Consider the following 14,961-nt stretch of genomic DNA (forward strand, 5'->3'; position numbering starts at 1 on the left):
ACTACTTCCTCTTGGCACCGCTCGGCTTCGCGGCGGCGGATCGTCGGGGCCGTACGCCGCGGGCGAGGCGCGCCTTCACCCGCTCGGCCAGTGACGGCTTCGGCGGGAACATCCTGGCGGTGTCGATCACCACGCGTCCCTTGGGGTTGACCAGGGCCGACGCCCGGTACGGGTCCTCGTAGGCGCCCCAGCGGCGCGCCAACGGCATCGGCTTGCCCTTGCCGCGCACCGGGATCTCGTACGTCGCACCCGCGACGTCCACGTAGAGGCGGACGCCCAGCTTGGCCGTACGCCGCTCCAGCGGGATGCGGGCGTGCAGCACCGTGCCGGCGCCGTCCTCGGCGAGCTCCGTGCTGAATTCGCCGACCGGCTCGGCGAGGCTGTGCCCGGCCGGCAGCTTCCTGGCACCGGGCTTGTCGGCCGACTTGGGCATGGCGCCCTGCGCGAACCGCAGGACGGCACTGTCGACGTCACCGAGGACGCCGACCTTGACGGAGGCCGTGTACGTGATCCCTTCGCCCTCCTGTTCCCAGGCGGAGGCGAGCAGTTCGGTGCCCTTGGCGAGCCGGCCGGGGACCGCCTCGCCGACGAGTTCGAAGCAGCGGTCGGACAGGCCGATGCGGGGGTCGCGGAAGCCCGGGTAGCGGGCGTAGGCGCGGTCGCCCTCGACGACGAACGGCGGCGCCCCGTGCTGCTTCTCCGAGGTGATCGCCTCGCACAGCTCGTCGACCGCGCCCGCCTGCGCCAGGCAGATCCGCACCCTGCGCTTGACGTCCATGGCGTCACGGATGCCGTCGGTGAAGTAGGTGTCGGCGAGCCGGGCGACACCCGCGCAGATCTCCCGCCGCAGTTCGCGGTCCAGGGCCGGGAAGTCGTCCTGGATCAGCTTCGCCAGCTCCCAGGTGAAGTGCCGGCGCAGCACGGCGTCCCGCTGCGGGCCCTCCTCGACGATCCCCGCGGTGAAGTCCATGATCTCCGCGGTGCACCGCAGCCGGGCCAGATGGTCGGCCCGGTAGGTGATGTTGCTGGCGTCGCCGCGCTTGACCGCGTAGTAGCAGGTGTAGTCGGCCACCACCGAGATCTTCTTCGCGCGCACGCACGCCTCGATGGTGAACGGCTGGTCGCTGCCCACGGGCAGGTGCTCGGGGAAGCGCAGCTTGTGCTGCTCGACCAGCTCCCGCCGGAACAGCTTGGTGTTGGCGAGCGTCCACGGCAGCGCGGAGTCGTACAGGCTGACGTCAGCCGCGTTCTCCTTGTACAGCGCCTGGTGCACGTACCGCCCGTTGGTGCCGACCATCTTGCCGACGACGACGTCCGAACCGTGCTCGTCGGCGGCCGCCACCATGCGCTCCAGCGCCTCCTCGCCGAGGTGGTCGTCGGAGCCGATGAAGTACACGTACCGGCCCGTGGCGACGTCGAGGGCCCGGTTGCTGGGCGCGGCGGGGCCGCCGGAGTTGGCCTGGTGGATCACCTTGACGGTGTCCGGGTACCGCTCGGCGAAGCGGTCGAGCTCGCGGCCGCTGTCGTCCGTGGACCCGTCGTCGACGGCGACGATCTCCAGCCGGCCAAGGCCGATGCTCTGCCCGATCAGGGAGTTCAGGCACTCCGTCAGGTAGGGCATGGTGTTGTAGACAGCGACGATCACGCTGACATCGGGGGTGGTCATACCCGCGCCTCCGCCGCTCTCCGGTCGGACGTCTGCCGGGACCCGCTGGCGGGCAGTTGCCCGGTGTAGACGGAGTCCAGTACCTCGGCCTGTGCCTCCCACGTCCACTGGTCGAGGAGCCCGGGCGCGTCGTACACGCCCCGGTACCGCTCGGCGTCACCGAGCACCGACTTCACCGCACGCACGTAGTCCTCCAAGTCCTCCGCCCGGAACACCTCGCCCTGGCCGGTCTTCTCGACCATGGCGCCCATCGTCTTCACGTCGCTGACCACCAGGGGCAGCCGCGCGTGGGAGTACTCGAAGAACTTGGTGATGAGCGCGATCTCGTGGTTCGGCCAGTGATGGATCGGGATGACCCCGAGGTCCGCGGCCGACAGGAACCGCGCCACTTGGTAGTGCGGCACATACGGCAGGATGTGCAGCCGGTCGCCGACCCCGAGTTCCTCGGCCCGCGCCCGCAGGGTCCGCATGTACTCGGACTCGGTGTTGAGCACGACGAACGCGGTGTGCACCTCGGCCAGCAGCGGCAGGGACTCGACCATGATGTCGAGGCCGCGCTGTGGAGCGGCCGCTCCGCTGTAGACGGTGAGCGGCACATCGTGCCTGATGCCGCACAGCTCCCGCAGGTCCGGGACGGGCTCGGCGGCCTGCTCGGGCGAGACCTCCGCGTCCGGGGCGTTGAGAACGACGGTGGGCTTCGCCTTCAGCCCGTGCCGCTCCTGGAGCATCCCGGCGAGGGTGTCCGACACCGTCGTCACGGCGTCGGCGTACCGGGCGTACTCCCGCTCGTGCGCGCACTGGGCCACATGCCAGCGTGGGTGCGGGTTCCACGGCTTGATGCCGGGCAGGAACTCGTGTGCGTCCCAGACCAGTTTGACGTTCCTGCCCCGGGCGCGGGCGCGGAGTGTGGCGCGGGCGCCGACGCCGAGCATGCGGAAGTCGTTGGCGTGGATCAGGTCCGGCTTGAGCTCGTCGATGACCTTGCCGTAGGCCAGCTCGTAGTCCCACAGGTGCGGGTCGAGCCGGCGCCAGCTGCGGTTGCCCATGGTCTTCTGCCAGAAGGCCGTGGTGAACCGGTCCAGGGCCGAGTCCATGGCCTTGCGGCGCTTCTCCAACGCCAGGGTCCTTCGGTGCCTCAGCTTCACCCAGGAGTACATCAGCCGTGCGGTCAGACGCGGTGCCACCAGCCGCACCCGGGCGAGGGCCGAGCCCTCCCGCTGGGCGAGGATCAGCCGGATGTTGAGATCGGCACGCCAGGCCTTGATCCTCTGTCGCCGGTACGCGGCCAGCGGACCGGGCTTGTAGGCCAGCGGGGAGCGCAGCACGGCGCGCCGATACTCGTGGCGCCGCCGCGCCATCGGTCCCGGCACCCGGATCAGGCGGACCTCGGCATGGCCGATCTGCCAGGTCTCGTCCTTCTTGCCCCTGGCCTTGCCCAGCAGGACGACGTCCCAGCCGGCCTCGGCGGCCGAGCGGGCCTCCTTCTGCACGCGCGAGTCGCCGTTGACGCTGTTGTCGACGAGCATGACGATCCGCCCGCGCGTGGCCCGCCGCGCCGCCGCGTGGTTCTCAGACGCCATGGGTCGCCAATTCCTCCGACTGAAGATCAACACTGCGTCCCGACACGGCCGACTCCAGCACCGCGGCGGCCACTTCGACCGTCCGCATGCCCTGGCGCAGCGTGCAGATGTCCGCCGGCTTGCCGAGGACCGCGTCCCGGAACAGTTCGTGCTCGACGAGCAGCGGTTCCCGCTTCTGGATGGCGTAGCGGATCATGTCGCCCTCGGCGACGCCGCGGAAGGCCTGCAGTGCCTCCCACTCGGTGGCGACGGCCGCGTTGGAGTGGAAGGTGAGGTCCGCGGTGAGGGTGTCGGCGATGAAGCAGCCGCGCTCGCCGGTGACCGAGGTGAAACGTTCTTTGAGGGGGCTGAGCCAGTTCACCAGGTGGTTGACCATCGTGCCGTCGTCCAGGCGGCCGACCGCGGAGACCATGTCCTCGTGCGGGCGACCGCTCTTGGAGACGACGTGCGCGGCGATGGACACGTACTCGCGCCCCGTCACCCAGCCGGTGAGGTCGATGTCGTGCGTGGCCAGGTCCTTGACCACGCCGACGTCGGCTATTCGGTGCGGGAACGGGCCCTGACGACGGGTGACGACCTGGTAGACGTCGCCCAGTTCACCGGATTCCAGGCGGGCGCGCAGCGAACGCAGCGCCGGGTTGCAGCGCTCGATGTGGCCGACGCCGGCCACCAGACCGCGCGACTCGAACGCCTCGACCATGCGGCGGGCGCCCTCGACCGTGTCGGCGACCGGCTTCTCGACCAGTGCGCACACCCCGGCCTCGGCGAGCTGGAGGCCGACCTCCTCGTGCAGGGCCGTGGGGCAGGCGACGACGGTGTAGTCGACGCCCAGCGCGAGCAGCTGCTCCACGGTGTCGAGCACCGGCGCGCCCTGCGCGGCGCCGTACGTGTCGCCCATCGGGTCGACGACTCCGACGAAGTCGACACCGTCCAGACCGGCCAGGACACGGGCGTGGTGACGCCCCATCGAACCGAGGCCGACCAGTCCGGCCCGCAAGGGTCTTCCGTTGCTCACAGCTTCTCCCCCAGCGTGTTCACAGCGGTCACGATGCGGTCCAGGTCCTGCCGGGTCAGAGCAGGGTGGACCGGGAGCGAGACGACCTCGGCGGCCGCGCGCTCGGTCTCGGGCAGGTCCCAGGTACGGCCGGCCTTCTGGTCCGGCTCCCAGTACGGCTTCAGCCGGTGGATCGGGGTCGGGTAGTAGACGGCGTTGCCGATCCCGGCCTCGGTCAGACGGGCCATGGCGGCGTCGCGGTCACCCAGGACGCGCACCGTGTACTGGTGGTAGACGTGCCGGGCGCCCTCGGCGGCCTTCGGCGTGACCACGTTCGGCGCGGTGATGTGCTCGGTGAGGTGGGCGGCGTTGGCGATCCGGCGCTCGGTCCAGCCGGGCAGCCTGGTCAGCTGCACCCGGCCGATCGCGGCGGAGACGTCGGTCATACGGACGTTGGCGCCGACGATCTCGTTGGCGTAGCGCTGCTCCATGCCCTGGTTGCGCAGCAGCCGCAGGGTGCGGGCGACCTCGGCGTCGGCGGTGGAGACCATGCCGCCTTCGAGGCTGTGCATGTTCTTGGTCGGGTAGAAGCTGAACGTTCCGCCGTTGCCGAAAGCGCCGACCGGCGTGCCGTTGAGCGCGGCCGCGTGCGCCTGGCAGGCGTCCTCGACTACGGCCAGCCCGTGCTTCTCGGCGATCGCCATGATCCGGTCCATGGCGGCGGGGTGGCCGTACAGGTGCACCGGCATGATCGCGGCGGTGCGCGGGGTGATCGCGGCCTCGACGGCGGCCGGGTCGAGACAGAACGTGTCGGCGTCGATGTCGGCGAAGACCACGTCCGCGCCGACGAGCCGTACGGCGTTGGCGGAGGCGGCGAACGAGAACGACGGGACGATCACCTCGTCGCCGGGGCCGAGGCCCAGCGCCATCAGCGTCAGATGCAGCGCGGAGGTACCGGAGTTGACCGCGACGCAGTGTCGCCCGGCCACCAGCTCCGAGAACTCCTCCTCGAAGGCCGCCACTTCCGGCCCCTGGACGACCCTGCCGCTGCGCAGCACTCGCACCGCGGCCTCGATCTCCTGCTCGTCGATGACGGGCTTGGCAGCCGGTATCAACTCCTGGGCGTCACTCATCGACTCCCCCTCCTCTTCGGCGACCTCAAGGGGCGCACCACGTCGTGCCGGGTCGGGAGGGACGTTTGTCGAGCGCAGCACGTCCGCATCCCTGGACGTTCGCCGACTCTGTCGCGGCGGCGAACGGCTTTTCGCGCAGCACTCCACCCCCCAGTGGGGTGCCTTGCGGGAGGTCAGCCGTGGTCCGCGTCGGACGACCGGGCGTGCTCGGCTGGGTCTACGGCAGCGGGCGTCTCAGCTGCCGGGACCGTGGTCACGTTACCAGCACAAAGACTTCGCATTACCTCTGAGTTATCACAGCGAAACCTTGACTTTACGCGCGTCCCTCATAAGCAATACGGAAAGTGACGGAGCAGTAAAGACAGGGTGACCATAGGGAAGTCGTGGCATACGGGGTGCGGCGGGTCATGAGCGACGGGCGCCGTGAACGCCGAAGCGCGGGGCACCGGTTGGTTCCGGTGCCCCGCGCTCAAGCCGGGCCGGGCGGTCCCGAGGTCTGGGCGACCCCGGGACCGTCGGTCGTTCCGGTCAGTCCTCCGTCGAGGCCGATACGGCGGACGCCTTCTGCTGCGCCGCCGCCGTCTTCTTCGACGCCGACTTCTTCGCGGCCGTGGTGGTGGTCTTGGCCGCCTTCTTGGCCGTCGCCTTCTTCGCGACCGTCTTCTTGGCCGCGGTCTTCTTGGTGGCGGCCTTCTTCGCCGTGGCCTTCTTGGCCGTCTTACGGGCCGTCTTCTTGGCCGGAGCCGTCTCCTCGACGACGTCCTCGCCGGTGCCCTCCGCGGCCGGGACGACCAGGACGGCCGCTTCCTCGGACGCGGTGGGCGCGGTGGCCTTGCGGACGGCGCGGCGCCGCGGACGGGCCGGAGCGGCGCTCTCGGCGACCGGCTCGGCAGCCGGGGCCTCCTCGGCCTGCTCGGGTGCGACGGCCGTCTCACCGACCGTCACCACGGTGGCCTCGGCCCCCGCGGGCGACCCGGCGGGCGCGGACACCTTGCGGGTCGCACGCCGACGCGTACGGCCCTTGGGCGCGGCCTCCTCGGTGACCTCGGTCTCGACGACCGCGTCCTCGACGGCGACCGGCTCGGCCTTCGCCTCGGCGGCCGGCTCCGGCTGCACCGGACGCTCGACCTCCTCGGCGACGGTCACGTCCTGGGCCGTGGGAACGGCCTCGGACCTCCTGGGCGCACCCGCCGGGGCCGACGCCCGCCGACCGCCACGGCGCCGCGAACGGCCACCGCGGCCGGCCGCGGCCTCCGCCTCGGCGACGCTGCTGTACAGCTCCTCGTCGGGCGCGAAGGCGGGCTCGGCCAGCGCGGCCGGCTCGGCGATCTCCGCGGCGACCTCGGCCTCGGTCTCCGCCTCCTCCTCGGCCGTCTCGACCGGCTCGGCGGCGACGGACGCCTCGTGCACCTGCTCGGGCCCGGCACCGGCACGCGCGCGCTTCTTGCGCTTGCCGCCGCCACCGAGTGCCGTCGGCTGCTCCATGTGCACGATGACGCCACGGCCGTTGCAGTGGACACAGGTCTCGGAGAAGGACTCCAGGAGGCCCTGGCCGACCCTCTTGCGGGTCATCTGGACGAGCCCCAGCGAGGTCACCTCGGCGACCTGGTGCTTCGTACGGTCGCGGCCCAGGCACTCCAGGAGGCGCCGCAGAACCAGGTCCCGGTTGGACTCCAGCACCATGTCGATGAAGTCGATCACGATGATGCCGCCGAGGTCGCGCAGCCGCAGCTGGCGGACGATCTCCTCGGCCGCCTCCAGGTTGTTCCTGGTGACCGTCTCCTCCAGGTTGCCGCCCTGGCCGGTGAACTTGCCGGTGTTGACGTCGACCACGACCATCGCCTCGGTCCGGTCGATCACCAGCGAACCGCCGCTGGGCAGCCAGACCTTGCGGTCCAGGGCCTTGGCGAGCTGCTCGTCGATCCGGTAGGTGGCGAAGACGTCGACCTCGGAGGTCCACTTCTGGAGCCGCTCGGCGAGATCCGGCGCCACGTGCGAGACGTATCCGTGGACGGTCTGCCAAGCCTCGTCACCACTGACGACGACCTTGGAGAAGTCCTCGTTGAAGATGTCGCGGACGACCCGGACGGTCATGTCCGGCTCGCCGTACAGCAGCGTCGGGGCGTTGCCGCTCTTGGCCTTCTTCTGGATCTCTTCCCACTGCGCCTGGAGCCGCTCGACGTCGCGGCGCAGCTCGTCCTCGCTCGCGCCCTCGGCGGCGGTGCGCACGATGACGCCCGCGTCCTCGGGGACGATCTTCTTGAGGATGGTCTTCAGCCGGGCCCGCTCGGTGTCGGGCAGCTTGCGGCTGATGCCGGTCATGGAGCCCTCGGGGACGTACACGAGGTAGCGGCCCGGGAGGGAGACCTGGCTGGTGAGGCGGGCGCCCTTGTGGCCGATCGGGTCCTTCGTCACCTGGACGAGGACGGACTGGCCGGACTTCAGGGCGGACTCGATACGGCGCGGCCCGTTGGCCATGCCGAGCGCCTCGAAGTTGACCTCACCGGCGTACAGGACGGCGTTGCGGCCCTTGCCGATGTCGATGAAGGCGGCCTCCATCGACGGCAGCACGTTCTGGACCTTGCCCAGGTAGACGTTGCCGACGTACGAGGTCGACTGCTCCTTGTTGACGTAGTGCTCGACGAGCACGTTGTCCTCGAGGACGCCGATCTGGGTGCGGTCGCCGTGCTGGCGGACCACCATGACGCGCTCGACGGCCTCGCGGCGGGCCAGGAACTCGGCCTCGGTGATGATCGGGACGCGACGGCGGCCCTGCTCACGGCCTTCGCGGCGGCGCTGCTTCTTGGCCTCCAGACGGGTGGAGCCCTTGATCGACTGCACCTCGTCGGACGGCTCGGCCTTCGGGCGGGGCTCGCGGACCTTGACGACGGTGCGCTCGGGGTCGCCGTCACCGGGCTCGGTGTCGGCGGAGCTGTCACCGGCGCGACGACGACGGCGCCGGCGGCGACGGCTGCTGGAGCTGGACCCGCCGCCGTCCTCGGCGCGCGCGTCCTCGTCGTCCTCTTCCTCCTGCTCGGCGGTGTCCTCGGCGTCCTGCTCGGCCTGGGCGGCGGCGAGCTCGTCGGACTCCTCGCCATCGGCGTCCGAGTCGGCGGACTCACCGCGACGGCGGCGACGGCCACCGCGACGACGACGCCGACGCGAACCGGCCTCTTCGGCCTCATCGCCCTCGGCGCTGTCCTCGGCGGCCTCTTCGGCCTCCTCGGTCTCGTCCTCGACGGCGGCTGTCTCGACCGCCTGGGTCTCGGCCTCCTCGGCGAAGGCGGCACCCCGGCGCCGGCGACGACGCCTGGACGCGCCGGCCTGCTCCTCGGGGAGCTCCTCGACGTCCTCGGTCTCCGCCTCGGCGGCGGCCGCCTGGGCAGCGGCCCGCTGCGGCGTCTGGAACTGCGGCTCGGTGAACACGGGCGCCTGGAACACGGCCACGGAGGGCCGCGCCGGGCGCGGGGCCTCGTCGGACTCCTCGGCGGCGGCGGCCTGGGCGGGCGCGGCGAATCCGGTGGCGGCCCGACGGGCGACCCTACGGCGGCGACGCGGGGCGGCGTCCTCGTCGGCCTCGACGGCGGAGGTCTCGGGGGCCTCCTCGGTCACCGGCGTCTCGGTCGCGGCCTCGGCCACCTCATCGGCGGGCGCGGACACGCGGCGCGTGGCACGGCGACGGCTGCGACGCGGGGCGGCGTCCTCGGTCTCCTCGGCCGACTCGGCGGACTCCGCGGGTACGGCGGACTCGACCGGCGTCTCGGCCTCGTCGGAGGCTTCAGCGGAAACCCCAACCGTGGAGACCTCGGCGGTGGAGGCCTCGGCGCTCTCCTCGGCAGCGGTGACCCGGCGGGTGGCACGCCGACGCGTACGACGCGGAGCGGCCTCCTCGGCGGGGGCAGGGGCCTCCTCGGCGGCGGGGCTCTCGGCCGCCTCATCGGCACCGGAGACCACGGTCTCGGCGACCTCGGCCGCGGTCGGCGACCCGGTCGGTGCCGACGCCCGACGCACCGCACGGCGACGCGTACGGGCCGGTGCGGCTTCCTCGGTGCTCTCGGCGGCGGTCACGGCCGGGCTCTCCTCGGCGGCAACGGGTGCGGCAGCCGTCACGGGCACCACGGTCTCGGCGGCCTCGGCCGCCGCGGGCGACCCGGTGGGCGCGGACGCGCGGCGTACCGCACGGCGACGCGGACGAGCGGCAGCCGCAGCCTCTTCAGCCGCGGTTGCCTCTTCGGCTTCCTCGGTCTCGTCGGCCTCAAGAGTCACGTCGGTCTCGACGTTCTCGTCCGGCTTCTGGGCCTCTTCGGCCTCTTCGTACTCCGCGGCCGGTATGGCCGGCTCGACAACCTCCGTGGGCTGCGCCTCGGTGGCGGCCACGGGCGGTCCCGCCGGGCGGGACGCGGCACGACGCCGACGGCGCGGCGGCAGGGTGTCGCTTGGAGTGTTCAGTTCGGAACCCTCGGTGGGTTCGGTCGGTTCGAGCATGCGGGCGTTTCTCCCGTCAGGCTCCCGGGCGCCGCGCCTGGTCCGGCGGCATGCCGGTGACGTCCGCGGCTCGCGCGATGCGCGACTGCCGCCGTCCGGGGCGCGGGCGCCGCACGGGAGCTCTCTGTGTCCTGTCTCGCCGGTTCCGTACGCCTCATGCGTACGGCCTGGCGAAAGTCTTCTGGTCGGTGCGCTGCCCGACCCAGGTGGCTCCCGAGTACGAGGGCGGCGCTTCGACGTCCGTCCCTACGGAACCTTCCTTACACCGACGCCTTCGCGGCGGCAGCGGGCTCGGCCTCGGATGGGGCCGTCGCTGCCTCGCGGTCGGGCGCGAGCGGGTCGGTCACCATGCCGGTCTCTTCATCGAACAGCCCCTGCGCCAGCCTGGTCACCGCTGCGGGGACCGGCGGCGCCAGGTCGGCCACGGCGCGGAGACCGGACAGGACGTCGTCGGGTCGTACGGCAGGCGTCACGTGCCGAACAACCAGCCGCAGTATCGCACAGGGCTGGTCGGTCGGCCTATCAGCGTTCGAACTGTGCGTTTCTGTTTCTTGGCCGCTGGCCAGTCGGACGACCGCGGGACGGGCGTCGAAGGTGCGCACGCCGTTCTTGGTCATGCGCTGGACCTCGACGGTCTCGGCGGCGTCGAAGGCGGCGACCGCTCGCGCGGCCTCGGCCGGGTCCACACCGTCGAGCCGCAGCTCCCAGACGGACGCCGTGAGCCGGTCGGCGAGCCCGGAAACCCGGGCCTCGACGGCATCGACGACGTCGAGCCCTGGGGGCAGCGATTCGTCGAGGAGCACTCTCAGCTGCTCCGGATCGCGCGCTTCGGTGAGCGCGATCTCCAGGTACTCCGCCTCACTGCCCGTGCCGGTGGGTGCGGCATTGGCGTACGACACCTTCGGATGCGGCGTGAACCCCGCCGAGTACGCCATCGGCACCTCGGCACGGCGCAGCGCACGCTCGAAGGCGCGCTGGAAGTCACGGTGGCTGGTGAACCGGAGGCGGCCGCGCTTGGTGTAGCGCAGTCGGATGCGCTGCACCGCGGGTGCGGGCGGCGGGCCTTCGGGCTGTCGCTTGCCCAGTGTCGTTCAGTCCTTAGTGAGAGCGGTCGTACTGCTACCAAGAGTACGTGTCTCGCCGCCCCGAGGTTCCCGTCGGGCGACCGCTTCTCGGGGCTTCGGCTCTCCGAAGAGCATCCGCCGGAAGTCGGCGCGTGCCTGCCGTACGGACTCGCGGGCGGTGGTGAGGGCCTGCCGGGTGGCCCGGCCCACGGCGCGGGCGGCGTCGGCGACGGGGCGCAGCACCGTGTCCCGGACGACGTGGCCGATCGGTGTGAGCACCGTGCGGTACACCCAGCGCACCGGCTCGACGAAGATCCACCGGAAGAGGTTCGCGAGGAACCGCCCGACGGCGAGCGAGATCCGCCCGGCGACCCGCCACGCGTGCCCGAGGGCGTCCCAGATCTCCTTGCCGACGATCGCGAGGGCGCGGCCGACGGGGGCCAGGATCCAGCGGTACAGGGCCTGCGCGGGCAGGACGAACAGCACGCGCGTGATCCAGTACAGGGCCATCCCGATGCCGGTGACGACCATGCCCACCAGCCACACGAGGCCCTTCGCGCACCAGGCGACGGCATGTCCGATCGGGGTGAGGATCCACTCGTAGAGCCAGCGGGCGGGGACCACGAGGAGGTATCGGGCGAGCCACGCGAACGCGCCGAAGATGCCGAGTCCGATGGCGGCGAGCACCGTGCCGATGCCCTTGAGGACCCACATGACCGCATGCCCGATGGGCGTCAGCACGCGCGCGTAGAGCCATGCGAACCCGGCCCCGATGCCTCGCGCGACCCACGCGCACGCGTGCCCGACCGGAGTCAGCACATACCGGTACAGCCACACGACCGGTATGACGAGGAGCACGTTCCCGAGCCAGGCGAGTGCCTTGGCGACGGGGACGACGACGTAGCGCCACAGCGCCACGAACGGCCAGACGAACACCGCGCGGCCGAGCCAGAGCAGGGCCCGGCCGACCGGGCGGAGCACGGTGTCGTTCAGGAAGCGGCCGGCGACGACGAGCGCGTCCCACACCATCCGTACGGGCACGACCAGGACGAGCACGACGATGCGCACCGGGATACGGATCGCGGCCACCAGGCAGCCCTCGGGCTCCTGGCGGCGCGGTGGCGGTTTTTCGAGATCCATTCCGGTGTCCATACCGGTGTAGACGCCGGGGCGACCTGGTCGGATGCGGGTCTGGGACACGATCCGGCAACTACTGCGCGTGTGTCATCAGCAACCCTGCCAATAGCGCCGTACGGGTGGGGATGTGGTCGAGCAGGACGTGTTCGTGGCGGGCGTGGGCGCCGCCGCCGACCGCGCCCAGGCCGTCGAGGACGGGGCGGCCCAGCGCGGCGACGAAATTGCCGTCGCTCGCTCCGCCGACGGAGGTCTCCGCGAGCCGCCACCCCAGCTCGCCGGCGATCGACTGGGCCTGCTTGTACAGGAGCTGGGAGCCGGGGTCGGGCACCATGGGCGGGCGGTTCCAGCCGCCGGTGACGGTGACGCGGACCCGGGGGTCGGCGGCGCGCAGTGCGGTGAGGGCGGCGTCGACGCGGGCCGCCTCGGCGGGCAGGGCGATGCGTACGTCGATGCCGCAGTGGGCGTGCCCAGCGATGACGTTGGTGCCGGTTCCGCCGCTGATCAGGCCGACGTTGACGGTGGTGCCGCGGCCCGGGGCGGCCAGGGCGGTGATGCGGGTGACCAGTTCGGCGAGGGCGTGCACGGCGCTCGCACCGGCGGTCGGATCGAGGCCGGCGTGCGCCTCCACGCCCGCCACGGTCACCTCGAACAGCCCGACGCCCTTCCGGGACGTCTTCAGCGCCCCCTCCTGCCCGGCCGACGCCTCGCACACCAGCGTGGCCGCCGCGTCCTCGCTGAGCCGCTCGATGTGCGGGCGGGAGGCGGGGCTGCCGATCTCCTCGTCGCCGTTGAGGAACAGCCGTACGGCGGGGCGCGGCAGGTCCAGTTCGCGCAGCAGCCGTAGCGCCCAGACGGCCTGCACCAGGCCGCACTTCATGTCGAAGGCGCCCGGTCCGCTCGCCGAGCCGTCGTCGGTCACCCGGAACGGCCAGTCGGCGAGGGTGCCGGCCGGCCACACGGTGTCGTAGTGGCACAGCACCAGTACGGTGGCCGCCGCCGTGCCCTCGTAGAGCAGCTCCAGCATGTCGCCGTGCGGGCCGCCGTCGTGGCGCCGTACCTGGTCGGGTGGGCCGAGCCGGAGGTGCGTCCACTCCTCGATGGCCGTGAGGCCCTGGTTCAGCAACTCCTTGTCATGGCTGGGGGTTTCCAGCTCGACGAGCGTTCGCAGGTCGCCGGTGATCTCGGGCAGGGCGGTGCTGGCCAGGGACTCGATACGGCGCGGGGGCACGGGGGCTCTCCTCAAAGGGGTTGTGTGGTCAGCGGACGGGGACGCCGGGGCCCAGCGGGATGCCGAGTGCCCACCAGGCGTAGAACAGCAGCGTCCAGGCCGCGAGCATGGTCAGGCACAGGGGAAGGGTCAGGGAGAGCAGGGTGCCGATGCCGGCGGAGCGGCGGTAACGCTGGATGACGCCCAGGGTCATGACGAAGTAGGCGCTCATGGGGGTGGCGGCGTTGGTGCAGGAGTCGGCGATGCGGTAGACGGCCTGGGTGACCTCGGGCGGGATGTCGAGGAGCATGAACATCGGCACGAACACCGGGCCGACCAGGGCCCATTGGGCGGAGCCGCTGGTGACCAGCAGGTTGATGACGGTGCAGACGAGAAGGATGCCGAGGAACGCCCATCCTCCGGTGATGCCCGCCGACTTGAGCAGGTCGGCGCCCCGGATCGCCATGACCTCGCCCACGCCGGTCCACTTGAAGTAGGCGAGGAACTGGGAGATCGCGAAGAACAGCACCAGGATCGGCGCCATCTCGCGCAGCCCCTTCGCCATGTGGTCCGGGATGTCCCGGCCGCTGCGCACGGTGCCGACGGCCCGCCCGTACACGGCACCCGCGATCAGGAAGGCCACCGCCAGCACGACCGCGATCCCGGTCAGCACCGGCGACTGCACGATGCTGCCGCCCTCGCCCCGCAGCGGTGAGGAGCCCGGGATCATCGCCACGACGACGACCGTGACGTACGCCAGCAGCGCCCATCCGGCGTTGCGCAGTCCGCGTCGCTCGTCGGCGCCGAGGGTGAGGGGCGCGGACGGGTCCTCCTCCGTGTCCTGGTCGGGCTCGTCCGGCATGGCCGCGACCCGCCTCGCGATGACCTTCTCGGTGACGACCGTGATGACTACGGCGAGCACCACCGACGAGCCGATGGAGAAGAAGTAGTTGGACAGCGGGTTGACCACGTACCCCGGGTCAACTGTCTGCGCGGCGGCGGTGGTGAGCCCGGCGAGGACGGCGTCGGTCGGGGTGACCAGGGGGCTCGCGTCGTACCCGGCGGACACCGACACGAAGGCCACGACAGCGCCGAGCATGGGGCTGCGCCCCACGGCCTTGAACGCCAGTGCCCCGAGCGGCACAAGGACCACGTAGGCCGCGTCGGAGGCGGCGTGCGCGACCATCGCCGTGAACGCGAGGGTGAACGTCAGCCAGCGGGCCGGGACGCGGACGACAGCGCCCCGCAGCATCGCCGGGAGCAGGCCCGAGCGGTCGGCGACGGCCACGCCGAGCATCACGACCAGGATCGTGCCGAGCGGCGGGAAGGTGGCGTAGTTCGTCACCGCGTCGTCGATCATCATGCGCAGCCCCTCGCCCGAGACGAGGCTGTGCACGGTGACCGTCTTTCCGGTGGCCGGGTTCGGCGCGGAGGCCCCGGCGGCGGACAACGCCCAGCTCACCAGGGCGAGCAGCACGCTGAGCACGCCGAACAGCCAGAAGGGATGGGGGAGTTTGTTGCCCAGTCGCTCGATGCGCACGAGCAGGGCCATCAGGCCGGTGAGCGGGGCCTGTTCGGAGGTCTCTGCGGTCGTCTGGTCGGTGGTCTGCTTGGGGGAAGCCACCGGTCCATTGACCACTCCCTGATGGATTCATGCAAGGTGTTGGGCAATATTGAATGTATCGTTCACACGAA

Annotated in this window: 9 protein-coding genes; all 9 read right to left on the minus strand. The window is 71.6% G+C overall.

All coding sequences use genetic code 11. The features are described from left to right. Position 1: 1 nt before the first annotated feature. Positions 2-1,666 carry a glycosyltransferase family 2 protein gene (locus IE325_RS07350; RefSeq protein ID WP_190068898.1) on the minus strand — a complete coding sequence of 555 codons (1,665 nt, stop codon included), beginning with the start codon at positions 1,664-1,666 and terminating at the stop codon, positions 2-4. Then, positions 1,663-3,246: a glycosyltransferase family 4 protein gene (locus IE325_RS07355; RefSeq protein ID WP_229911696.1), complete on the minus strand. Its 1,584-nt coding sequence runs from the start codon at positions 3,244-3,246 to the stop codon at positions 1,663-1,665. Before IE325_RS07355 ends, IE325_RS07350 begins: the two co-directional genes overlap by 4 nt. Beyond that, on the minus strand, positions 3,236-4,261 hold the full coding sequence (locus tag IE325_RS07360; protein WP_190068899.1) for a Gfo/Idh/MocA family protein: 1,026 nt from the start codon (positions 4,259-4,261) through the stop codon (positions 3,236-3,238). The genes IE325_RS07355 and IE325_RS07360 overlap by 11 nt, the downstream gene beginning before the upstream one ends. Beyond that, on the minus strand, positions 4,258-5,373 hold the full coding sequence (locus IE325_RS07365) for a DegT/DnrJ/EryC1/StrS family aminotransferase (RefSeq protein ID WP_190068900.1): 1,116 nt from the start codon (positions 5,371-5,373) through the stop codon (positions 4,258-4,260). The genes IE325_RS07360 and IE325_RS07365 overlap by 4 nt, the downstream gene beginning before the upstream one ends. Before the next feature lie 528 nt (positions 5,374-5,901). Beyond that, complete coding sequence (locus IE325_RS07370; RefSeq protein WP_190068901.1) at positions 5,902-9,858, minus strand: Rne/Rng family ribonuclease; 3,957 nt, start codon at positions 9,856-9,858, stop codon at positions 5,902-5,904. A 260-nt stretch (positions 9,859-10,118) separates the two neighbouring features. Next, complete coding sequence (locus tag IE325_RS07375) at positions 10,119-10,901, minus strand: TIGR03936 family radical SAM-associated protein (RefSeq protein ID WP_190068902.1); 783 nt, start codon at positions 10,899-10,901, stop codon at positions 10,119-10,121. A 48-nt stretch (positions 10,902-10,949) separates the two neighbouring features. Next, positions 10,950-12,062 (minus strand): hypothetical protein, encoded by a 1,113-nt coding sequence (locus tag IE325_RS07380; RefSeq protein WP_190068903.1) that lies wholly within the window; start codon positions 12,060-12,062, stop codon positions 10,950-10,952. 70 nt (positions 12,063-12,132) lie between these two features. Further along, positions 12,133-13,287, minus strand: a complete 1,155-nt coding sequence (locus IE325_RS07385) for a M20 family metallopeptidase (protein ID WP_190068904.1) — start codon at positions 13,285-13,287, stop codon at positions 12,133-12,135. A 28-nt stretch (positions 13,288-13,315) separates the two neighbouring features. Beyond that, complete coding sequence (locus IE325_RS07390; protein ID WP_229911697.1) at positions 13,316-14,890, minus strand: AbgT family transporter; 1,575 nt, start codon at positions 14,888-14,890, stop codon at positions 13,316-13,318. Positions 14,891-14,961: the final 71 nt, after the last annotated feature.

The organism is Streptomyces lanatus (assembly GCF_014655715.1).
Classification (GTDB): Bacteria; Actinomycetota; Actinomycetes; order Streptomycetales; family Streptomycetaceae; genus Streptomyces; species Streptomyces lanatus.

Excerpts from the sequence above, each read along its gene's own strand:
- IE325_RS07350 (WP_190068898.1), bottom strand. The coding sequence starts at position 1,666 with ATGACCACCCCCGATGTCAGCGTGATCGTCGCTGTCTACAACACCATG.
- IE325_RS07355 (WP_229911696.1), bottom strand. The coding sequence starts at position 3,246 with ATGGCGTCTGAGAACCACGCGGCGGCGCGGCGGGCCACGCGCGGGCGG.
- IE325_RS07365 (WP_190068900.1), bottom strand. The coding sequence starts at position 5,373 with ATGAGTGACGCCCAGGAGTTGATACCGGCTGCCAAGCCCGTCATCGAC.
- IE325_RS07370 (WP_190068901.1), bottom strand. The coding sequence starts at position 9,858 with ATGCTCGAACCGACCGAACCCACCGAGGGTTCCGAACTGAACACTCCA.
- IE325_RS07380 (WP_190068903.1), bottom strand. The coding sequence starts at position 12,062 with ATGGATCTCGAAAAACCGCCACCGCGCCGCCAGGAGCCCGAGGGCTGC.